This is a genomic window from Micromonospora sp. NPDC050695, assembly GCF_040654415.1.
Taxonomy (GTDB): Bacteria; Actinomycetota; Actinomycetes; order Mycobacteriales; family Micromonosporaceae; genus Micromonospora.
Map to the genome: position 1 here is coordinate 64,327 of NZ_JBFAHZ010000010.1, position 19,411 is coordinate 83,737.

Sequence of the window (19,411 nt, forward strand, 5' to 3'; positions counted from 1 at the left end):
TAACTAACGTGACGGAGCGGACGGTGACGGCGGAACGCGTGCCACCGGCGCAACTGGCTCCCCAGTTGCGAGATGCGATCACCCGACTCAACCGGCGGGTCCGCCAGGCCCGACCGGTCGGCGACCTCACGGTCACCCAGGTCTCCGCGCTCACCAGCCTGCGGCTGGCGGGTGCCATGACGCCTCGGGAACTGGCCGACGTGGAGCGGGTGCAGCCACCGACGATGACCAAGATCGTCGCGAAGTTGGAGGACCGCGGCCTCGTGCAGCGGACCCCCCACCCGACCGACGGCCGGCAGGTCATCCTCGCGGCTACCGAAGGAGGGCAGGCCGTGCTCGACCAGTTCGAGCGGGCCCGCGACGAATGGCTGGCCCACCGGCTGGCCGCGCTCGACGAGGACGAACGGGAGACCCTGCACAGGGCCGCCGAGATTCTCCAGCAGCTCGCTCGCGCCTGAGCACCGCGCCCACGCCACCGGGCCGTGCCGTCACCTGTCGATGACGCGTACGTCCCGGAGGAGGCGCACCAAGAGTGCAGGCCAAGCTGAGCACGATGTTCCAGTCCCTACAGGTCCGCAACTACCGGCTCTTCGCATCCGGGCAGCTGATCAAGTTGATCGGTGTCTGGATGATGTTCATCGCCCAGGACTGGCTCGTCCTCGAGCTCTCCGACAACTCGGCGACCGCCCTCGGCGTGGTCACCGCCTGCCAGTTCACCCCGGTGCTGCTGCTCACGCTGCTCTCCGGCCGGCTGGCCGACCGGTACGACAAGCGGGTGCTGCTGTTCGCCGCCAACACCTTCTGGAGCGTGCTGGCGCTCGGCATGTCCCTGCTGGTCCTCACCGACCTGGTGCAGCTCTGGCACGTCTTCGCGTTCGCCGCGCTGCTCGGCACGGCCAACGCCGTGGAGACCCCGGTGCGCCAGGCGTTCGTCTCCGAACTCGTCGGCACGCCCCTGCTGCCCAACGCGCTGTCGCTGAACGCCGCCGTGTTCAACTCGGCGCGGATCGTCGGCCCGGCCGTCGCCGGCCTGGCCATCGCCGCCTTCGACGTGGGTCCGGTCTTCCTCTTCACCGCCCTCAGTTCGATCGCGCCCCTGGTCAACGTCGTCCGGATGCGGACGGCCGAGCTGCACCGCGAGGCCCTGCTGCCGCGCGACGAGCGGGCGTCCGCGCGGGTCATCGACGGTCTGCGGTACGTGTGGCGTCGACCGGACCTGCTGCTGCCGATGGCGGTCATGTCGGTGATCGGCATGTCGCTGTTCAACTTCCAGCTCACCCTCGCCGCGCTGGCGAAGACGGTCTTCAACACCGGTGCCGCCTCCTTCGGCCTGTTCAGCACCGCTCTGGCCGTCGGCGCGCTGGGCGGCGCGCTCAGCGGCACCGGCCGCCGTAGCCGCCCGTCGGTGTGGCTGGTGCTCGGCGCCGCGATCGCCTGTGCCAGCTTCGGCACCCTGGTCGGCTTCGCGTCCACGTACTGGCTGGTCGTGGTGCTGCTGGTGCCGACCGGCTTCTTCATGGTCTTCTTCGCCCAGGCGTCCAACCAGCGGGTCCAGTTGGGGGTGGACGCGGCCTTCCGGGGGCGGGTGATGTCCCTGTGGGTGCTGGTGTTTCTGGGCACCAACCCGGTCGGCGCGCCGCTGATCGGCTGGGTCGCCGAGCACTTCGGGGCCGGCGCCAGCATCTGGATGGGTGGTCTGATCTCGTTGGCCACCGCGCTGATCGCCCTCACCTGGCAGCTGCGCCGCTCGGGCGCCCGGCTGCGCTTCCGGGTGCTGCCGATGCCCCGCTTCTACGTGACCTCCGCCGACTGCTGAGGGTCGCGCCCTGATCGGCGGATGGCGCGGATGCGGCCAAATCACTGGCGAGGTGGCACGCCGGGGCTTAGCGTCGATACGTGGGAGTCGGACGCGCGCTGATGCTGGCCCTGGCGTTCCTCGCCGTGGCCAGCCTCCCGGCGGCGTTCGCCCTGCTCTTCTGCTACGACGAGATCCTCGACCGGGTGGTGTGTGGCTGGTCCGAGTGGCGTGAGCGCCGTCAGGAGAGACGCACCATCGCCCGCCTCGACCGGGCCATCGAGGCCGACGCGTTGACCCGGGACATCGACCTCAGCGAGTTCGACCGGGCCGATCGGCGGCCTCTGGAACAGCTGGCCGCCGATCTGCGCCGCCTCGGGGGCCAACGGATCGGCGGCGCCGGCCGGTCGATGGTCTGGCACGGCGCGGTGCTCCAGGCGTACGACGACCGGCTCCGACTGGCCTGCCGTGCTCTCGGCATCCCCGAACACCTCGCCGAGTTGGAGGGCGTCGACCAGGAGATCGAGCGGGTGCGGGTCGAGGGCGTGCTGCACGCCGCCGGGCTGACCCTGCCGGCGGCCCGCGCCGGGCACCGGCAACGCCACCACTGAGCGGGCCGACGGTGTGCGACTCTTCGTCGCGGTCGACCCGCCGGTCGAGGCGGTCAACCATCTCGGCGCACAGGTCGCCCGGCTGCGCGTGGGCGCGGCGGCGGCCGCCGGCACCAACGTCCGGCTCGCCGACCCGGCCCACCTGCATCTCACCCTGGCCTTCCTCGGCGAGGTCGAGGCCGACCGGCTGGTCGAGGTGGAGAGTGCGCTCGGGTTGGCCGCCGAAGGGTTCCGCGACGGCCGGAACGCCGTACCCCGGTTGAGCCTCGGCGGCGGCGGCCGGTTCGGCCGGGACAGGTCCACCGTCCTCTGGGTGGACCTGCGGGGCGACGTGGAGTTGCTGCACGTCCTGGCCCGGCTGATCCGGTCCCGGCTGCGGCGCGCCGGACTGCCGTACGACGAGAAGCCGTTCCGTCCGCACCTGACCGTCGCCCGACCCGGCGCCCGGATGCCCCCGGCGGACGTCGAGGCCGACCGGGCCAGCCTGGACGGTTACCGGGGTCCACCCTGGCCGGTGGCTGAGCTGCTGCTGGTGCGCAGCCACCTCGGTGCCCCACCCCACTACGACCGGCTCGCCGCCTGGCCGCTCTGATCCGGCGCTGCCGGGGTGGCGGCGGCAGGCCTGGTGTGCAGGACCTCGCGGGCCTGTTCGGCGGCGCGGGTGATGCTCTCGCTCATGAAGTCGAGGAAGCGGGCGATGTTTTCCAGCCGGGCGGCGGCGGGGGTGTGCGAGCCGAGAAGGGCGACGCCCTGGCGTGCGGTGGCGACGAGTTGGTCGTTGGCGCGGGCGCTGGCGATCGTCGCCTGGTAGAAGAGTTCGTCGTCGACGAGGTAGTGGTCGCGGCGGCGCTCGTCACGCTGGCGGCGGACGAGGCTCTGGCTCTCCAGGAAGGCGATCGCCTTGGAGATGGACGCCGGGCTGACCTGAAGGCGCCGGGCGAGGTCGGAGGCGGTGAGGCTGCCCGAGTCGCTGGTGAACAGGCAGGTCAGCACCCGGGCCCCCATCCTGTTCAGACCCGAGCTCATGAGGACGGTGGTGAACGTCTCCTCGTACTCGGCCACGGCCCGGGCGTCGCGCCCGTGCGGCTGGAGGGCCGACTCGGCCGTTCGGGACGAGGACGGGCTGCGCCGGTGTGCCCGCACCTCAGTGGCGCGGTGTGCCAGGTCGGCACGGTAGGCGGTGGGACCACCGTTTCGCATCACCTCACGCGTGATCGTCGAGGTGGGGCGGTCGAGGCGTCGGGCGATCTCCGCGTAGGGGAGGTTGTCGGCCAGCCCTGACGCGATCTGCTGGCGTTCCTGCTGGGTGAGCCTGCCTCCCGGCATCGCGTTCTCCTCGTGGTCCTGCACGGCGTTGCCCCGAGCCGTCACCATAGCGTTCACCGGCAATCTATTGCAACGCGCCCCGCACTCGCTGTTGCGTTATGCGTGAAGCCATTGCAATGATTTGACCGCTCTGAGCTGCAAATAGGCGAAGCCAGTGCAACAAATGCATTGCCTGATGTCTGAACGCAACGTAGCGTTTCCGGTGTTGGAAAGATTGAACGACGAACATGGGAGAGCATGATGCAGACGTTCGACACCCCCGCCCCGATCTCGACCGTCCTGAACATCCCCGCCGGGAGCATCCGGTTCATCGCCGCGGAGCGCACCGACACCACCGTCGAGGTCCGGCCCACCGACCCCGGCCGGAGCCGCGACACGAAGGCCGCCGAGCGCACCGCCGTCACTTACGCCGACGGCGTCCTGCGGGTCACGACCGCCGGCACCGAGAACCGGCTCCTCGGCCCCTCCGGATCCCTGGAGGTCACCGTCCGGCTGCCCGCCGGCTCCCGCGTGGAGGCCAGGACGGCCAGCGCCGAACTCCGCGGCGTCGGACGCCTCGGCGACGTCGCCTTCGACGGCGCGTACCGGCAGATCAAGATCGACGAGGCCGCGAGCGTCCGCCTCACCGCGATCGACGGCGACGTCGAGATCGGCCGGCTCATCGGACCCGCCGAGATCAGCACCGCGCGGGGCGACATCCGGATCGCCGAAGCCGGGCGCGGCACGGTCGTGCTCCGCACCCAGTCCGGTGACATCACGGTCGCCGCCGCCGTCGGCGTCTCGGCCGCCCTACACGCCGACACCGGCCACGGCCGGGTCAGCAACAGCCTCAAGAACGACGGCACCGTCGAACTCGACCTCCACGCCACCACCCTCCAGGGCGACATCACCGCCCGCAGCCTCTGAACAGGACGGATGGACATGACCAAGAGCAGCGCGTCCTCGACCAGCACGACGTGGACCGGCCTGGTGCCGGTCGACGACACGGCCCTGGCCGTCACCGACACCGGCGGCCCCGGCACCCCGGTGGTCTACCTCAACGGCCAGTTCGCCACCCAGGGGTACTGGCGGCGGGTCATCGCCGAACTGGGAGCGGGGTGGCGGCACATCACCTACGACGAGCGGGCGCGCGGCCGGAAATCGAAGCGCTCAGCGGACTACTCCTTCGAGGCCGCCGTCCGGGACGTGCACGCCGTCCTCGCGGCCCGAGGCGTGGACCGGGCGGTCCTGGTGGGCTGGTCCTACGGCGCCGTCGTCGCGGCGCACTGGGCCAACCGCAACCCGGAACGGACGATCGGCACGGTCCTGGTCGACGGCGCGTTCCCGCACGACTGGCTCGACGAGGCCATGGCGCAGCGGATCCGGAAGATGTTCCGCCGGATGAACCTGTTCATGCCGCTGCTGCGCCCCACCGGCCTGACCCCACGGATGAACGCCGAACAGATGGCGGACAGCAACATCGAACTCGGCGAACTCTCCCGTGAACGCGAGCTGGGCCCGGTGCTGGACAGCATCACCGTCCCGGTGCGGTACGTCGTCGCCTCCGGAACGTCCCTCGGCAGTCGTGGTGACGAGCAGGAGACGATCCGCGCCAGCCTCGACGCGGTGACCGCCCGCAACCCGCACATCCAGATCGCCGCGAAGGTCGCCAGCAACCACGGCGCGATCCTCAAGAAGGACTTCGAGGCCGTCGCCAAGGCCGTCCGCGAGGTCGCCGTCCTCAAGGCCCGCGACTGACCTCGGCCAGCATCCGCTGCCGTCGCCCGCGATCGTGCACATTGGGTCGTCGATCTGCCCCGAATATGTGTTGTGCCGGGGCAGAAAGTGCAAGATCGCGGGGAGGGGCTGGCCGTGCCTCGCGCCGACGGGTGGCGAACCGCCACCCGTCAACGCGAAGCGTCAGGAGGACTCACGCGCGGCGGGGCCACTGCCGAAGAGCACGTCGTCCCAGCTCGGCAGCCGCTTGCGCGGCTTGCCGTTGGCATCGGTGGATTCACCGGCGGCTGCTGCCGCAGTGCCGGTGCGGCGGGGCCGCAGCACCGCCAGCGACGGCACGGCCGGCACCTCCTTGGGCGCGTCCGAGTCGTCGTCGAAGGCCGAACCCTGGCCGCCGCCGAGCAGCGCCGCGGCGCCCCCGCCGACCGGCCGCTGCCGGGGAGCGTCCGACCCGGCAAGGGCAGCCGGCGTACGCGGCTCCAGACCGCGACCCGACGAGGCGCCGAGCGGGCGGTCCAGGGAGGCGAGCAGCGCGTCCCGGCCGGCGCGGATCGGGTCGCGACCGGGTCGCGGGTGCTCCGACGCCGCCGGAAGCCCGTGCCCGCCACGGCTCGGCTCGCCGCGCGACGGACCGGGCAGGGCGTGCCCACCCCGCTCCGGCGCCGGCTCCTGGCCGAGAATCGGCGTGGGCCGCTCGGCGCACAGGTACTGTGCCATGTCGTCGTGCGGGGTGACCGCCTGCCGGGTCTTGTCGAGATCCCAGATCGCCTGCGCGGTGGCCTTGCCGGACGGCCAGGTCGCGATGATCCGCCAGGTGCCGTCGTCCCGCCGGTACGCGTCCCAGGAGATCTTCTCGGTGTCGATGCCGTGCTGGCTCAGCCGACCGTTGACCACCTCGGCGAGCGGGGTGGGCTTCTCCGCGCCCTTGAGGCGGGTGCGGCGGGCGTGCTGGGCGAGCATCGCCCGCTCCTGGAGCACCGGGCCCGCGTAGCGCAGCACCCGATCGACGGGCACGCCGGCGATCCGGGCGACGTCCTCGGCGGACTCGCCGGAGCGGATCCGGGCCTGAATGTCGCGAGGGGACAGCGACGGGATCGGGTCAGCGGCCGACGGCGGTGCCACCGGGAGCGGCGGCGCGCCGGGCTCGGGGTGCAACGCGCCGGCGATCCGGTCGTCGATAGGCAGGGCGAGCAGCCGCCCGACCTCGTCGGCGAGAACCAGGGCATGGCCGTCCTCGGAGAGGGCGACGAAGCGTACTGGGCGCATAGCGTTGCCTCCGTCCCGCTTCGTTGGCCGCACGCCACGAGTCGGCCACCCAGGCGTCTCGGACCACCGTACGCGCATCTGTCTCGGGGTGGGGGAAGCGACACCCCGCATGTCGCGACTGAGCTGCAACGATGATCACGGTGGGTGTCCGTCGAGGCCCCGACGGACACCCACCGTGACGAACCTCAGAGGCGCTCGACCACGTAGTCGATGGACGCGGTCAACGCCTCGACATCGGCCGGCTCGACGGCCGGGAACAGCGCCACCCGCAGCTGGTTGCGACCGAGCTTGCGGTACGGCTCGGTGTCCACGATCCCATTGGCGCGCAGCGCCTTCGCGATAGCGGTGGCGTCCACCCCGTCGGCGAAGTCGATGGTGGCGACCACGTTGGACCGCAGTGCCGGGTCGGTGACGAACGGGGTGGCCACCGTGGACCGCTCCGCCCAGCCGTACACCGTCGCGGCGCTCTCCGCGGTGCGCTTGGCCGCCCAGGCCAGACCGCCCTGCGCGTTCATCCAGTCGGTCTGCTCGGCGGCCAGGAAGATGGTCGCCAGCGCCGGGGTGTTGTACGTCTGCTCCAGGCGCGAGTTGTCGATCGCGGTGACCAGGTCGAGGAAGGCCGGGATGTACCGGCCGGACGCCTTGATCTCGGCGGCCCGGTCCAGGGCGGCCGGCGACATCAGCGCCAGCCAGAGCCCGCCGTCGGAGCCGAAGCACTTCTGCGGGGCGAAGTAGTAGACGTCGGTCTCGCCGACGTTCACCTCCAGGCCGCCTGCCCCCGAGGTGGCGTCGACGAGCAGCAGCGCACCCTCGTCCGCGCCGGCCACCCGGCTGATCGGCACCGCGACGCCGGTCGAGGTCTCGTTCTGCGGGGTCGCGTACGCGTCCACGCCGGACTCGGCGACCAGGGTCGGCGCGCTGCCCGCGGCGGCCTTGCGGACGGTCGGCTCGCCCAGGAACGGCGCGTCGGAGACCGACGTGGCGAACTTGGCGCCGAACTCGCCGAAGCTGGCGAACTGGGCGCGGTCGCGGATCAGACCGAAGGTGGCGACCTCCCAGAACGCGGTGGTGCCGCCGTTGCCGATCACGACCTCGTAGCCCTCGGGCAGCGAGAAGAACTCGGCGATGCCGGAGCGCAGCCGGGCCACCTGGTCGCGGACCGTCTTCTGCCGGTGCGAGGTGCCCAGGTAACTCGTGGCCACCTCGGCGAGAGCGGACACCGCCGCGGGACGGACCTTGGACGGGCCGCAGCCGAAACGTCCGTCGGCGGGCTTGATCTCATCGGGAATCCGGATGGTCGGTGCGTCAGCCACGGTCTTGAAGATCCTTCCGCAAGGGCGAGGGCGGGCCCGGCGACACTGCCGACCCTCATCCTCGCACCCGGACCCATCGGTGTAAGCCGGGCCCCCGAGGGCGGACCTGAGTCCTTCGCCACATCCACCGGCGTTATCCGCGACCGGGTCCCTCCGGCACGCCAGGCGTGCCGGAGGGACCCGGTCCGACAGATCAGACGCCGTGCGGGATGGCGGCCCAGCCCTCGACGTCGGACGGCTTGCGGGTCTCCGGGCCGACGTAGCGGGCGGACGGACGGACCAGCCGCTGCAGGCGCTTCTGCTCCAGGATGTGCGCGCTCCAGCCGCCCATCCGGGCGCAGGTGAACATCGAGGTGAACATGTGCGCCGGCACCTCGGCGAAATCGAGCACGACGGCCGACCAGAACTCGACGTTGGTGGCCAGCACCCGGTCCGGGCGGCGGGCCTGCAACTCGGCCAGCGCCGCCTTCTCCAGCGCCTCGGCGATCTCGAAGCGCGGCGCGCCCAGCTCCTTGGCGGTGCGCCGGAGCACGCGGGCGCGCGGGTCCTCGGCACGGTAGACCCGGTGACCGAAGCCCATCAGACGCTCGCCGCGGTCCAGGACACCCTTGACGTAGCCCTCCGCGTCGCCGCTGCGCTCCACCGCCTCCAGCATGCTGAGCACGCGGGACGGGGCACCGCCGTGCAGCGGGCCGGAGAGGGCGCCGATGCCCGACGAGATGCAGGCCGCCGCGTCCGCCCCGGTGGAGGCGACGATGCGGGCGGTGAACGTGGAGGCGTTCAGGCCGTGCTCGGCGGCCGAGATGAAGTACGCGTCGACGGCCTTGACGTGCCGCGGGTCGGGCTCACCCCGCCAGCGCTTCATGAACCGCTCGACGATCGTCTGCGCCTTGTCGATCTCCTTCTGCGGCACCGCCGGCAGACCGAGACCGCGGGCGGACTGGGCGACGAAGGAGAGCGCGGTCACCGACACCCGGGCCAGGTCCTCGCGGGCCTGCTCGTCGGAGATGTCCAGCAGCTGGTTGAGACCCCAGTACGGCGCCAGCATGGCGACGGCCGACTGCACGTCGACCCGGATGTCGCCGGAGTGCACCGGCACCGGGAAGGGCTCCGCCGGCGGAAGGCCGGGCCCGAACCGGCCGTCGACCAGCAGCGCCCAGACGTTGCCGAACGAGACCTGGCCGATCAGATCCTCGATGTCGACCCCGCGATAGCGCAGCGCGCCACCCTCACGGTCAGGTTCGGCGATCTCGGTCTCGAAGGCGACTACGCCCTCCAGTCCGGGTTTGAAGTCGGCCATGTCATTCTCCTGGATCTGGTCGGTGCGCCCGGTCCGGCTCATCCGGCCCGATCGGCCGAGCGCCTCAGGCGACCCTCAGGGATGTGTTCGGAACATCTTGCCCGCTCAGTAACCGGATACGCGACCCGCTGCGACTGTGCTGCACACGACATCTCAGGACGCGCATTCTCCGCGCGGCTCGGTGAGACTGGGGCGGTGCGGGCTGGTCAGCGCGGGAGGGTGCCGGCGAGGCCGCCGAGAAGGAGTGGGGACGTGACGGGCGACACACCCGCCCCGGCCGCCATGCGTAACGAGTACGCAGCGGACCTGGGCCTGACCGAAGCTGACCTGGCCGCCGACTGGCACACCCAGTTCGACCGCTGGTTCGCCGACGCGGTGGCCTTCGGGCTACCCGAACCCAACGCGATGGTGGTGGGCACCGCCGACGCGGCCGGCCGGCCGAGTGGGCGGACGGTGTTGCTGAAGGGGTACGACCCGGACGGTTTCGTGTTCTTCACCAACCACCTCTCCCGCAAGGGTGTCGAGGCGAGCGCCAACCCGTACGCCAGCCTGATCTTCCCGTGGTTTCCGATGCAGCGGCAGGTGGTGGTCACCGGGCGGATCGCCCCGGTCGACCGCGCGGAGACCGACGCGTACTTCGCGAGCCGTCCGCGCGGCTCCCAGCTCGGCGCCTGGGCCAGCCCCCAGTCGCAGGTCGTGCCGGACCGGGCCGCGCTGGAGCAGCGCTACCGGGAGGCCGCCGAGCGGTACGCCGACGAGGCCGTCATCCCGTCCCCGCCGCACTGGGGCGGGCTGCGGGTCCGGCCCGACGCGGTGGAGTTCTGGCAGGGCCGGGCGAGCCGGCTGCACGACCGGCTCCGCTTCCGCCACGTCGACGAGGGCGACTGGACCGTCGAGCGGCTGGCCCCGTGACCGGTGTGCAGGAGGCCCGGCCGCGCGGAGCGCGCCGCTGGGCGATCGACGTCCGTCCGCTGCGCGTCCCGGCGTACCGGCGGTTGTGGCTCGGCAACACCGTGGCGATGTTCGGCTTCCAGTTCACCGCCGTCGCGGTCCCGGTGGAGATGTACGCCCTGACCCGGGACTCGTTCTGGGTGGGTCTGCTGGGCGTCGCGGCGTTCCTACCCCTGCTGATCTTCGGGCTCTGGGGTGGCGCGGTCGCCGACGCCCGCGACCGCCGTGCGGTGCTGCTCGGCGGGTCCGTGCTGCTCTGGGCGTCCACCCTCGGGCTGCTGGTCCAGGCGCTGCTCAACGTGGGCAGCCCGGTGCTGCTGCTGGCGTTGATGGCGGTGCAGTCGGTGGCGTTCGCGATCACCTCGCCGGCCCGCAGCGCCATGCTGCCCCGACTGGTCCCGGAGGATCTGGTCCCGGCCGCCAGCACCCTGAACTACACGACGTTCACCGCGGCCTCGGTCGCCGGCCCGCTCGCCGCCGGCCTGATCCTCTCCGCCTCGCCGGACACCACGGTGGTGCTGCCGATCGCGTACGGGGTGGACGCGGTGCTGTTCACCGCGATGCTCTGGGCCGCGCTGCGGCTGCCCGCGCTGCCGCCCGAGCCGACCGCCGACGGTCAGGCCCACCGCGCCGGCCTGGCCAGCGTGATCGACGGATTCCGGTACCTGGCCACCACGCCGGTGCTGCTGCTCTCCTTCGGGGTCGACCTGATCGCGATGATCCTGGCCATGCCGAGGGCGCTCTTCCCGGAGATCGCCCACGAGCGGTTCGGCGGCGGTGGTGCGGTCGGCCTGCTCTACAGCGCCATCGCGATCGGCTCGATGATCGGCGGGCTGACCTCCGGCTGGATCGGTCGGCTGCGCCGGCAGGGCCTCGGCCTGGTGGTCGCAGTGGTGGCCTGGGGTCTGGCGATCGCCGCCGCCGGGCTGGCCCACCAGCTCTGGCTGATGGTCCTGCTGCTCGCCGTCGCCGGCGCCGCCGACCTGGTCAGCGCCGTGCTGCGCCAGTCCATGCTGCTGGTGTACGCGCCGGACCGGATGCGCGGCCGGCTGCAGGGCGTCAACACGGTGGTGGTGGCGGGTGGCCCGCGCCTGGGCGACCTGCGGGCGGGCACCATGGCCGCCGGGTTCGGCGGTGGCGTGGCCTGGGTCGCCGGTGGTCTCGCCTCGGCGGTGCTCGTGGTGGTGCTCGCGGTCGCGTTCCCGGCGCTGCTGCGCTACCGGGCCGCGACCGCGTCGAGCGACGACCGCACGTGACCGGTTAGGGTCGCCGGCATGGAAAGCCCCGACCAGCGCCCGTTCTCCGGCGCCCAATGGACCATCTCCGCCGCCGGCCACGAGGCCGTCATCGTGGAGGTGGGCGGCGGGCTGCGGACGTACCGGCACGACGGCGTCGACCTGCTCGACGGGTACCGGGCCGACGAGGTCTGCCCCGGCTGTGCCGGGCAGGTGCTGGCACCCTGGCCGAACCGGATCCGCGACGGCCGCTACCCGTTCGGCGGGCGGACGCACCAGCTCCCGCTGACCGAGCCGGAACGGCACGTCGCCATCCACGGGCTGGTCAACTGGGTGCCGTGGCAGCTGCTGGAGCAGTCGGCGGACGCGGTGACCCTCGGCTACGACCTGCCGCCGCAGCCCGGCTACGAGTGGCCGCTGCGGCTGCGCAGCCGGTGGAGCGTCGACGCGGACGGGTTGCGCGCCGAGCACGAGGTGACCAACATCAGCGGCGAACTGGCGCCGTTCGGGTTCTCCGTGCACCCGTACCTGCAGCTGCCGGGCGTCGCCGTGGACGACCTGGTGATGCGACTGCCCACCCGTACCCGTGTGCTGGTGGACGGTCGGCTGCTGCCGGTGGGGGCGACCCCGGTCGCCGGCACCGAGTACGACTGGACCAGCCCGCGCCGGATCGGTGCCGCCACGCTCGACCTCTGCTTCGGCGACGTGATCCGCGACGCCGACGGCGGTTCCTCGGTGAGCCTGGCCGCGCCGGACGGATCGGCCGGCGTGCGCATCTGGGCGGACGCCGAGTTCGGCTGGTGGCAGGTCTTCACCGGTGACGCCCTCACCGGCGAGCGGCACCGGCGCTCGGTGGCGATCGAGCCGATGACCTGCCCGCCGGACGCGTTCCGGTCGGGCAAGGATCTGCTCACGCTCAAGCCCGGCACGACCTGGCGGGGCGCCTGGGGCATCCGCCCCGGAGCCTGATGGAGTTCGCCGAGGTCGTCCGCCGACGGCGGATGGTGCGCAACTACGACCCGGACCGTCCCGTCCCGCCCGACGTGGTGGACCGGCTCCTCGACCATGCCGTACGCGCGCCGTCGGCCGGGTTCGCGCAGGGCTGGGGCTTCCTGGTGCTGGAGGAGGCGGCCGACCGGGAACGGTTCTGGGCCGCGACCACGCCGGACGGAGGCGGCCGGGAGCGGTGGCTGGCCGGGATGCGGCGGGCGCCGCTGATCGTGGTGCCGCACGCCAACGAGTCGGCCTACCTCCAGCGGTACGCGGAACCGGACAAGGGCTGGACCGACCGGTCCACCGACCGCTGGCCGGTGCCGTACTGGCATGTCGACACCGGCTTCGCCGCGCTGCTGATGTTGCTCACCGCGGTGGACGAGGGCCTGGGAGCGTGCTTCTTCGGCATCCCGGCGCAGCGGCTGGCGGCCTACCGGGACGCGTTCGGCGTTCCGGCGGAGTACCAACCCATCGGTGCCGTCACAATCGGTTACCGCGCACCCGACCATAGGTCACCGTCTCTGCGCCGCGGGCGTCGCGGAATGGACGAGGTCGTACGGCGCGGGCGGTGGAGCTGAGCGGGTCGTCCCGTTCGTCGGAGTTGAGGATCGGACGACCGGTAGCGAAACTGACATCAGGGAGCAGAACGCAACGTGTACCGGCCGGCTAGGCTGGCACGGTCATCGGTGCCGCGCCGCGCGGTGCCCGCCGCGGCCCGGCTCGGCGCCGTCGGTCGGCCCGGCCACGGGGAGGGGAGCGTGCCGTCGTGATCTTCAGAGCGGTCCGGGACGGGCGTCCCTATCCGGAGCACAATCTGACGCTCAAGCAGTGGGCGGAGATCCCTCCGCGCCCGCTGCGTCTGGACCAGTTGATCACCACCAAGCGCGAGTTGGCGCTCGACAAGCTCCTCGCCGAGGACTCCACGTTCTACGGCGACCTCTTCCCGCACGTCGTGCAGTGGAGCGGCGGGCTCTACCTGGAGGACGGGCTGCACCGGGCGTTGCGCGCCGCCCTGCAGCAGCGCAACCAGATCCACGCCCGGGTGCTGGTGCTCTCCGAGCCGATCGAGTGAGCGGCGCTGCCTGAAGCTTCGTTAAGGTGACGGGATGACTGCCCTGGATCTGCTCGACCTGGATCCGTCGCTCAGCGAGGAAGAGCGGCAGATCCGCGACGTCGTCCGCCAACTCGTCGACGACCGGGTGCGCCCACACGTCGCCGACTGGTACGAGCAGGGCCAGGTGCCGGCCCGCGAACTGGCCCGCGAGTTCGGCAAACTCGGCCTGCTCGGCATGCACCTCACCGGCTACGGCTGCGCCGGCGCCTCCGCCGTCGCGTACGGGCTCGCCTGCCAGGAGCTGGAGGCCGGCGACTCCGGCGTCCGCTCGCTGGTCTCCGTGCAGGGCTCGCTGGCCATGTACGCCATCTGGCGCTACGGCAGCGAGGAGCAGAAGCAGCGCTGGCTGCCGTCGATGGCGACCGGCGAGGCGATCGGCTGTTTCGGCCTGACCGAGCCGGACCACGGCTCCGACCCCGCCTCGATGGCCACCCGCGCACGCCGCGACGGCGACGACTGGCTGCTCAACGGCGGCAAGATGTGGATCACCAACGCGCCGATCGCCGATGTCGCGGTGATCTGGGCGCGCACCGACGAGGGCGTGCGGGGTTTCGTCGTACCCATCCAGACGCCCGGCGTCACGGCCCGCGAGATCCGCCGCAAGATGTCGCTGCGCGCGTCCGTGACCGGCGAGATCGTGCTCGACGACGTCCGGCTCCCGGCGGACGCCCAACTGCCCGAGGCCGTCGGGCTCAAGGCCCCGCTGAGCTGCCTGACCGAGGCCCGGTACGGCATCGTCTGGGGCTCCGTCGGCGCCGCCCGCGACTGCCTGGAAACCACCCTGGCGTACGCCACGACCCGCACCCAGTTCGGTCGCCCGCTCGCCGGGTTCCAACTCACCCAGGCCAAGCTCGCCGACATGGCCGTCGAGCTGGTCAAGGGGCAACTGCTCGCGCTGCACCTGGGCCGGCTCGCCGACGCCGGCCGACTCCGGCCCGAGCAGGTCAGCGTGGGCAAGCTGAACAACGTGCGGGAGGCCCTGGCCATCGCCCGGCAGTGCCGCACCATCCTCGGCGCCAACGGCGTCTCCGGTGAGTACCCGGTGATGCGGCACGCGAACAACCTGGAGAGCGTGCTGACCTACGAGGGCACCTCGGAAATCCACCAGCTGGTCGTCGGGCAGCGACTCACCGGGCTCTCCGCCTTCGCCTGACCTGCCGTTTTGTGCTTTCCGGCCGCTCGACGCGCGGCTGTCGTACGGGGGCCGTACCGTCATTGACAGACGACGTGTCTGACGAGGACGGTGAGCGTGATGGCCCGCGACGCTGGCATCAACGAGCCCACGAAGGAGTTCCCCGGTTACCCGACCGGCGACGATCTCAAGGAGCGGTCAACCGCGACACCCGACCCAACCACCGACACACCGGGCGGCTCCGGAGGCGGTGGGGCGGCCCGCGGCCTGCTGGTGCTGCTCGGCGCCGCCGCGCTGGCCGTGGTCGTGCTGCTCGGCATTCAGGCGACCGGCTTCCTACCGGACTTCCGCAACCCGTTCGCCAAGGAGCAGACCGACCGCAGTCAGCCACCGCTGCTGAAGTCGATCCAGGACCTCAGCCGCTACGTGGCCGCCGAGGGCAACTTCCAGGTCGTGGTCGACACGCAGAACGACCGGCGCAACGTTCCGGACTTCCTGCTCAACGAGCGCACCCTGTTCGTCGGGGCCGGCAGCGTCGAGGCGTACGTCGACTTCACCAAGATCGGTGAGGGTGCCGTCGTCCAGTCCGCGGACGGCAAGTCGGTCGAGATCAAACTGCCCGCGCCACAGCTCGGCGAGACCAACCTCGACCTGGAGAAGAGCTACGTCTTCGCCGAGCAGCGCGGCCTGCTCAACCGGCTCGGTGACCTGGTCGGCAACGACCCCAACCGGCAGCAGCAGGTCTACCAGCTCGCCGAGGAACGGATCACCGCCGCCGCGCGGGACAGCGGGCTCTCCGCCCGCGCCGAGGAGAACACCCGCAAGATGCTGGAGGGGCTGCTGCGCTCCCTCGGCTACCAGCAGATCACGGTCACCTACACGGCCCCCTGACCGAGTACGCGGAAACGCCCGCCCCGACGTCCACCGTCGGAGCGGGCGTTGCGCTTGCGTGGTGGGTCAGTGTCCGGTGGAGGCGAGGTAGCGGTCCTCGTTCGGCATCAGGATCCAGAGGATCAGGTAGACGATCACCTGGGTGCCGGGCAGCAGCAGCGACAGCAGGAACAGCAGCCGGACCATCCCGGCGGACATGCCGAACCGCTGACCGAGGCCGGCGCAGACACCGGCGAGCATGCGCCCCTGGCGGGGCCGGACCAGTTTGCGACTCATCGTCGTACTCCCACTCTGCGGCGGTGCGCCGCGTCTGCAATCCACGGTAGAAAGGGGCAGCCACTCCGCCCTCGGTCCCGAGGAGGATCGGCGGTCCGTGGACCCGTAGGTGCTTTACCCGGGCTGCCCCTCGCTGACGCCTCCCGGGACGCCCGCCCGGCGCGCGCCGCCGCCCGCCGCCGTGGAGATCGTGCTCGATCCTGGATGTAGTGGCCTCGGAGGTGGGTGGAGGCAACTGGAACGTGGATCGAGTGTGATCTTGTGATGGCGGGGTGGTGGCGGGCGCGTGGGGCGGTGAGCTGCCGGGTGGGCGGGGTGAGCTGGGCGGGTAGGCTCGCTGGTCGGGCACCCTCACCCCGGGTGGCCGAGCGGCCGCCCGCCCGGGCGGTCATGAGCGGGGCCGCCTGATCGGTGGCCACGACCGGGCCGGATCCCAACGGCGGGACGACGGCAAGGAAGCGCAGCGCAGCCATGATCAGTGTTTTCGACCTCTTCAGCGTCGGCATCGGGCCGTCCAGTTCGCACACGGTGGGGCCGATGCGGGCCGCCCGTACGTTCGTGGCGGGGCTCAAGGCCGACGGGCTGCTCACCGGCACCGCGCGGGTGCAGGCTGAGCTGTTCGGTTCGCTGGGCGCCACCGGGCACGGCCACGGCAGCGATCGGGCGGTGCTGCTGGGGCTGGCCGGCGAGGCACCGGAGACGGTCGACACCGACACGGTGGGTCCTCGGGTCGAGCGGATTCGCGCCGAGCGGCGGATCAGTCTGCTGAACGCACACGAGATCGACTTTGATCCGGCCCGGGACCTGACGCTGCACCGCCGCCGGTCGCTGCCGTACCACCCGAACGGGATGACGTTCGTGGCGTACGACGACGGTGGTGTCGAGCTGCGCAGCCGCACCTACTATTCGGTGGGCGGCGGTTTCGTGGTGGACGAGGCGGCGGCGGGCGCGGACCGGATCAAGCCGGACAGCACCCGGGTGCGGTATCCGTTCCTGACCGGCGCGCAGCTGTTGGAGCAGACCACCGCCACCGGGCTGTCGATCAGCGAAGTGATGCTGGCCAACGAGCGTTCCTGGCGCAGCGAGGCGGAGATCCGGGCGGGCCTGCTGGAGATCTGGCGGGTGATGCGGGAGTGCGTGGAGCGTGGCTGCGAGCGGGACGGCGTACTCCCTGGTGGGTTGAAGGTCCGGCGGCGCGCGGCGGAGCTGCGGCGCGGCCTGGAGGCGGACGCCGGGACCGCCGATCCGCTGCACGCCATGGACTGGGTGACGCTGTTCGCGCTCGCGGTGAACGAGGAGAACGCCGCGGGCGGCCGGGTGGTCACCGCGCCGACCAACGGCGCGGCGGGGATCATTCCGGCGGTGCTGCACTACTACAGCCGCTTCATCGACAAGGCCGATGACGACGGCGTGGTGCGGTTCCTGCTGGCGGCCGGGGCGATCGGTGTGCTGTTCAAGGAGAACGCGTCGATCTCCGGCGCGGAGGTCGGCTGTCAGGGTGAGGTCGGCTCGGCGTGCTCGATGGCGGCGGCGGGGCTGGCCGAGGCGCTCGGTGGCACCCCGGAGCAGGTGGAGAACGCGGCCGAGATCGGGATGGAGCACAACCTCGGGTTGACCTGTGACCCGGTGGGTGGCCTGGTGCAGATCCCCTGCATCGAGCGGAACGCGGTGGCTAGCATCAAGGCGATCACAGCCACTCGGCTGGCGCTGCGCGGCGACGGTGTGCACGCGGTGTCGCTCGACAAGGTCATCAAGACCATGCGGGAGACGGGCGCCGACATGAAGGTCAAGTACAAGGAGACGGCGCGTGGCGGTCTGGCCGTCAATGTGATCGAGTGCTGAGTCCGGTCGATTCGGGGCATTCGTTCACCGACTGCTAACCTGTCGTCCGTTTCGGGAGGCGGGAGGCTCGCGGTGACCTCTGGCGTCGCGGCGTTGTGGTCGCACCGCAACTCGCTGCGCATCCTGGTCCGGCGGGACCTGGCGGTGAAGTACCAGCAGTCGGTGCTCGGCTACTTCTGGTCGCTGATCGAGCCGCTCGGCATGGGCGCCATCTACTGGTTCGTCTTCGGCGTGCTCTACTCCACCGACACCGGCCGGCACCTCGGCGAGGCGGCCGGGTCGTACCCGCTGTTCCTGATCACCGGCATCTTCGCCTGGATGTGGACCAGTTCGGCGCTGAGTGAGGCGACCAACGCGCTGACCGGCCAATCCCGGCTGATCACCACGATGAACGTGCCGCGTCAGGTCTTCCCGATCGGCCGGGTCACCGGCCGGTTCGCCGAGTACGCGGCGGGCCTGCCGATCCTGATCGCCATCGCGGTGATCTACGCGGCGCACGGTCGGATCCATCCCGGCTGGTCGCTGCTCGCCCTGCCGCTGGCGGTGGCCGTCCAGGCGGTGCTGCTGGTCGGGCTGGCCCTGCTGCTGTCCGCGTGGAACGTGCTGATGCGCGACGTGGAGCGGTTCATGCGGCTGATCATCCGGGTGCTCTTCTACGCCACACCGATCATCTATCCGCTCAGCCTGGTGCGGGAGTCCGGCCTGCCCGGCTGGCTGAAGCTGGTCTACGAGCTGAACCCGCTGGTCGGGATCTTCCAGCTGCACCATGCGATCTGGTATCCGGACGAGTTTCCGGACGCCCGGCTGCTCGCCACGACGGTCGCCGGCAGCCTGCTGGTGCTGGCCGCCGGCTGGTGGTCGTTTCGCCGGTTGGAGCCCGCCGTGCTCAAGGAACTCTGATGGCGGCGCCGATCATCGAGGCCGACGGCCTGGGCATCCGGTTCGTCCGTAACCGTCGCCGACAACTCCGACTGCGGGAGCTGTTCATCCACCGGGGTGGGCGCGGTGCCCTGCCCGGCCAGTTCTGGCCGCTGCGCGACGTGTCGTTCACCGTCGAGCCGGGCGAGACCATCGGGGTGATCGGCCGCAACGGCACCGGCAAGAGCACCCTGCTGCGGCTCATCGCCGGGGTGCTCATCCCGGACGAAGGCGCCATCCGGGTGCACGGCGCCGTGGCGCCGCTGCTGGAGTTGTCCGCCGGCTTCTCCAACGACCTGACCGGGCGGGAGAACCTGCACCTGGTCGGCGGGCTGCACGGGCTGTCCACGCGCTACCTGAAGCGGCACTTCGACGAGATCGTCGAGTTCGCCGGTGAGCAGGTGGAACGGGCCATCGACACGTCGGTGCGGCACTACTCGTCGGGGATGAAGGTGCGGCTCGGCTTCGCGATCATCTCGCACCTGCCGCACCCGATCCTGCTGATGGACGAGGTGACCGCGGTCGGCGACGCGGAGTTCCGCAAGAAGTGTTACGCGACGATTGATCGTCTGCTCGGGGAGGGGCGCACGCTGGTGCTGGTGTCACACAACGAAAAGGACCTGACCCGGTTCTGCCGTCGGGGGTTGTACCTCGACGCGGGCCGGTTGACGCTCGACGGCACCATCGCCGAGGCGCTCGACGCGTACCACGCCGCGGTTCCGCGGTGACGCT

21 protein-coding genes and 1 pseudogene are annotated in these 19,411 nt (G+C 71.5%); 16 read left to right on the forward strand and 6 right to left on the reverse strand.

The window, feature by feature from the left end; all coding sequences use genetic code 11:
- Positions 1 to 8: 8 nt before the first annotated feature.
- The 4 genes from AB0H52_RS10365 (at position 9) to thpR (ending at position 2,998) form a co-directional block, all read left to right on the forward strand.
- A complete protein-coding gene (locus AB0H52_RS10365; protein ID WP_192580113.1) occupies positions 9 to 458 on the forward strand; it encodes a MarR family transcriptional regulator in 450 nt (149 codons plus the stop codon).
- 74 nt (positions 459 to 532) lie between these two features.
- Complete coding sequence (locus AB0H52_RS10370) at positions 533 to 1,816, forward strand: MFS transporter (RefSeq protein ID WP_151487968.1); 1,284 nt, start codon at positions 533 to 535, stop codon at positions 1,814 to 1,816.
- 80 nt (positions 1,817 to 1,896) lie between these two features.
- Complete coding sequence (locus AB0H52_RS10375) at positions 1,897 to 2,406, forward strand: hypothetical protein (protein WP_151487969.1); 510 nt, start codon at positions 1,897 to 1,899, stop codon at positions 2,404 to 2,406.
- 13 nt (positions 2,407 to 2,419) lie between these two features.
- Positions 2,420 to 2,998 (forward strand): RNA 2',3'-cyclic phosphodiesterase, encoded by a 579-nt coding sequence (gene thpR / locus AB0H52_RS10380; protein ID WP_357946507.1) that lies wholly within the window; start codon positions 2,420 to 2,422, stop codon positions 2,996 to 2,998.
- Here thpR and AB0H52_RS10385 read toward each other — a convergent pair.
- Entirely contained in the window at positions 2,968 to 3,432 is a 465-nt protein-coding gene (locus AB0H52_RS10385) for a MarR family transcriptional regulator (protein ID WP_225854129.1), read from the reverse strand. The genes thpR and AB0H52_RS10385 overlap by 31 nt on opposite strands.
- Before the next feature lie 102 nt (positions 3,433 to 3,534).
- Positions 3,535 to 3,780: pseudogene (locus AB0H52_RS10390) on the reverse strand (helix-turn-helix domain-containing protein); the annotation flags it as partial.
- A gap of 192 nt (positions 3,781 to 3,972) precedes the next feature.
- Between AB0H52_RS10390 and AB0H52_RS10395 the strand changes: the two are divergent.
- Both AB0H52_RS10395 and AB0H52_RS10400 read left to right on the forward strand, forming a co-directional pair.
- Positions 3,973 to 4,638 carry a DUF4097 family beta strand repeat-containing protein gene (locus tag AB0H52_RS10395; protein WP_151487971.1) on the forward strand — a complete coding sequence of 222 codons (666 nt, stop codon included), beginning with the start codon at positions 3,973 to 3,975 and terminating at the stop codon, positions 4,636 to 4,638.
- Between the two features lie 15 nt (positions 4,639 to 4,653).
- Entirely contained in the window at positions 4,654 to 5,469 is an 816-nt protein-coding gene (locus tag AB0H52_RS10400) for an alpha/beta hydrolase (protein WP_357946510.1), read from the forward strand.
- A 162-nt stretch (positions 5,470 to 5,631) separates the two neighbouring features.
- Here AB0H52_RS10400 and sepH read toward each other — a convergent pair whose 3' ends face one another.
- The 3 genes from sepH to AB0H52_RS10415 form a co-directional block, all read right to left on the reverse strand.
- Entirely contained in the window at positions 5,632 to 6,714 is a 1,083-nt protein-coding gene (gene sepH, locus AB0H52_RS10405) for a septation protein SepH (RefSeq protein WP_151487973.1), read from the reverse strand.
- 185 nt (positions 6,715 to 6,899) lie between these two features.
- Positions 6,900 to 8,027: a phosphoserine transaminase gene (gene serC, locus AB0H52_RS10410; RefSeq protein WP_151487974.1), complete on the reverse strand. Its 1,128-nt coding sequence runs from the start codon at positions 8,025 to 8,027 to the stop codon at positions 6,900 to 6,902.
- A 193-nt stretch (positions 8,028 to 8,220) separates the two neighbouring features.
- Complete coding sequence (locus AB0H52_RS10415) at positions 8,221 to 9,327, reverse strand: citrate synthase 2 (RefSeq protein ID WP_030329620.1); 1,107 nt, start codon at positions 9,325 to 9,327, stop codon at positions 8,221 to 8,223.
- 282 nt (positions 9,328 to 9,609) lie between these two features.
- On the opposite strand from AB0H52_RS10415, the gene pdxH reads away from it, so the two are divergent.
- The 7 genes from pdxH to AB0H52_RS10450 all read left to right on the forward strand — a co-directional run bounded on the left by pdxH (position 9,610) and on the right by AB0H52_RS10450 (position 15,643).
- Positions 9,610 to 10,239, forward strand: coding sequence for a pyridoxamine 5'-phosphate oxidase (pdxH, locus tag AB0H52_RS10420; protein ID WP_151488021.1), 630 nt, complete (start codon positions 9,610 to 9,612; stop codon positions 10,237 to 10,239).
- On the forward strand, positions 10,236 to 11,534 hold the full coding sequence (locus AB0H52_RS10425) for an MFS transporter (protein ID WP_151487975.1): 1,299 nt from the start codon (positions 10,236 to 10,238) through the stop codon (positions 11,532 to 11,534). Before pdxH ends, AB0H52_RS10425 begins: the two co-directional genes overlap by 4 nt.
- Positions 11,535 to 11,552: 18 nt before the next feature.
- Positions 11,553 to 12,482, forward strand: a complete 930-nt coding sequence (locus AB0H52_RS10430; protein WP_151487976.1) for an aldose 1-epimerase family protein — start codon at positions 11,553 to 11,555, stop codon at positions 12,480 to 12,482.
- Positions 12,482 to 13,084 carry a nitroreductase family protein gene (locus tag AB0H52_RS10435; protein WP_357946515.1) on the forward strand — a complete coding sequence of 201 codons (603 nt, stop codon included), beginning with the start codon at positions 12,482 to 12,484 and terminating at the stop codon, positions 13,082 to 13,084. Before AB0H52_RS10430 ends, AB0H52_RS10435 begins: the two co-directional genes overlap by 1 nt.
- Positions 13,085 to 13,272: 188 nt before the next feature.
- On the forward strand, positions 13,273 to 13,578 hold the full coding sequence (locus AB0H52_RS10440) for a type II toxin-antitoxin system VapB family antitoxin (RefSeq protein ID WP_278124939.1): 306 nt from the start codon (positions 13,273 to 13,275) through the stop codon (positions 13,576 to 13,578).
- Between the two features lie 34 nt (positions 13,579 to 13,612).
- A complete protein-coding gene (locus AB0H52_RS10445) occupies positions 13,613 to 14,773 on the forward strand; it encodes an acyl-CoA dehydrogenase family protein (protein ID WP_151487979.1) in 1,161 nt (386 codons plus the stop codon).
- A 99-nt stretch (positions 14,774 to 14,872) separates the two neighbouring features.
- Positions 14,873 to 15,643, forward strand: coding sequence for a DUF4230 domain-containing protein (locus AB0H52_RS10450; protein ID WP_151487980.1), 771 nt, complete (start codon positions 14,873 to 14,875; stop codon positions 15,641 to 15,643).
- A gap of 66 nt (positions 15,644 to 15,709) precedes the next feature.
- Here AB0H52_RS10450 and AB0H52_RS10455 read toward each other — a convergent pair whose 3' ends face one another.
- A complete protein-coding gene (locus AB0H52_RS10455) occupies positions 15,710 to 15,919 on the reverse strand; it encodes a PspC domain-containing protein (RefSeq protein WP_007454856.1) in 210 nt (69 codons plus the stop codon).
- 471 nt (positions 15,920 to 16,390) lie between these two features.
- On the opposite strand from AB0H52_RS10455, the gene AB0H52_RS10460 reads away from it, so the two are divergent.
- The 3 genes from AB0H52_RS10460 (at position 16,391) to AB0H52_RS10470 (ending at position 19,407) form a co-directional block, all read left to right on the forward strand.
- Positions 16,391 to 17,761 carry an L-serine ammonia-lyase gene (locus AB0H52_RS10460; RefSeq protein WP_357946520.1) on the forward strand — a complete coding sequence of 457 codons (1,371 nt, stop codon included), beginning with the start codon at positions 16,391 to 16,393 and terminating at the stop codon, positions 17,759 to 17,761.
- 72 nt (positions 17,762 to 17,833) lie between these two features.
- Positions 17,834 to 18,661, forward strand: a complete 828-nt coding sequence (locus tag AB0H52_RS10465; protein WP_357946523.1) for an ABC transporter permease — start codon at positions 17,834 to 17,836, stop codon at positions 18,659 to 18,661.
- Positions 18,661 to 19,407 (forward strand): ABC transporter ATP-binding protein, encoded by a 747-nt coding sequence (locus AB0H52_RS10470; RefSeq protein ID WP_357946526.1) that lies wholly within the window; start codon positions 18,661 to 18,663, stop codon positions 19,405 to 19,407. Before AB0H52_RS10465 ends, AB0H52_RS10470 begins: the two co-directional genes overlap by 1 nt.
- The last annotated feature ends 4 nt before the right edge of the window (positions 19,408 to 19,411 follow it).

Coding starts and splice junctions, on each gene's coding strand:
- AB0H52_RS10385 (WP_225854129.1), bottom strand. CDS start 3,432: ATGAGCTCGGGTCTGAACAGGATGGGGGCCCGGGTGCTGACCTGCCTG.
- AB0H52_RS10395 (WP_151487971.1), top strand. CDS start 3,973: ATGCAGACGTTCGACACCCCCGCCCCGATCTCGACCGTCCTGAACATC.
- AB0H52_RS10400 (WP_357946510.1), top strand. CDS start 4,654: ATGACCAAGAGCAGCGCGTCCTCGACCAGCACGACGTGGACCGGCCTG.
- sepH (WP_151487973.1), bottom strand. CDS start 6,714: ATGCGCCCAGTACGCTTCGTCGCCCTCTCCGAGGACGGCCATGCCCTG.
- AB0H52_RS10415 (WP_030329620.1), bottom strand. CDS start 9,327: ATGGCCGACTTCAAACCCGGACTGGAGGGCGTAGTCGCCTTCGAGACC.
- pdxH (WP_151488021.1), top strand. CDS start 9,610: ATGCGTAACGAGTACGCAGCGGACCTGGGCCTGACCGAAGCTGACCTG.
- AB0H52_RS10430 (WP_151487976.1), top strand. CDS start 11,553: ATGGAAAGCCCCGACCAGCGCCCGTTCTCCGGCGCCCAATGGACCATC.
- AB0H52_RS10435 (WP_357946515.1), top strand. CDS start 12,482: ATGGAGTTCGCCGAGGTCGTCCGCCGACGGCGGATGGTGCGCAACTAC.
- AB0H52_RS10445 (WP_151487979.1), top strand. CDS start 13,613: ATGACTGCCCTGGATCTGCTCGACCTGGATCCGTCGCTCAGCGAGGAA.
- AB0H52_RS10450 (WP_151487980.1), top strand. CDS start 14,873: ATGGCCCGCGACGCTGGCATCAACGAGCCCACGAAGGAGTTCCCCGGT.
- AB0H52_RS10455 (WP_007454856.1), bottom strand. CDS start 15,919: ATGAGTCGCAAACTGGTCCGGCCCCGCCAGGGGCGCATGCTCGCCGGT.
- AB0H52_RS10460 (WP_357946520.1), top strand. CDS start 16,391: ATGATCAGTGTTTTCGACCTCTTCAGCGTCGGCATCGGGCCGTCCAGT.
- AB0H52_RS10470 (WP_357946526.1), top strand. CDS start 18,661: ATGGCGGCGCCGATCATCGAGGCCGACGGCCTGGGCATCCGGTTCGTC.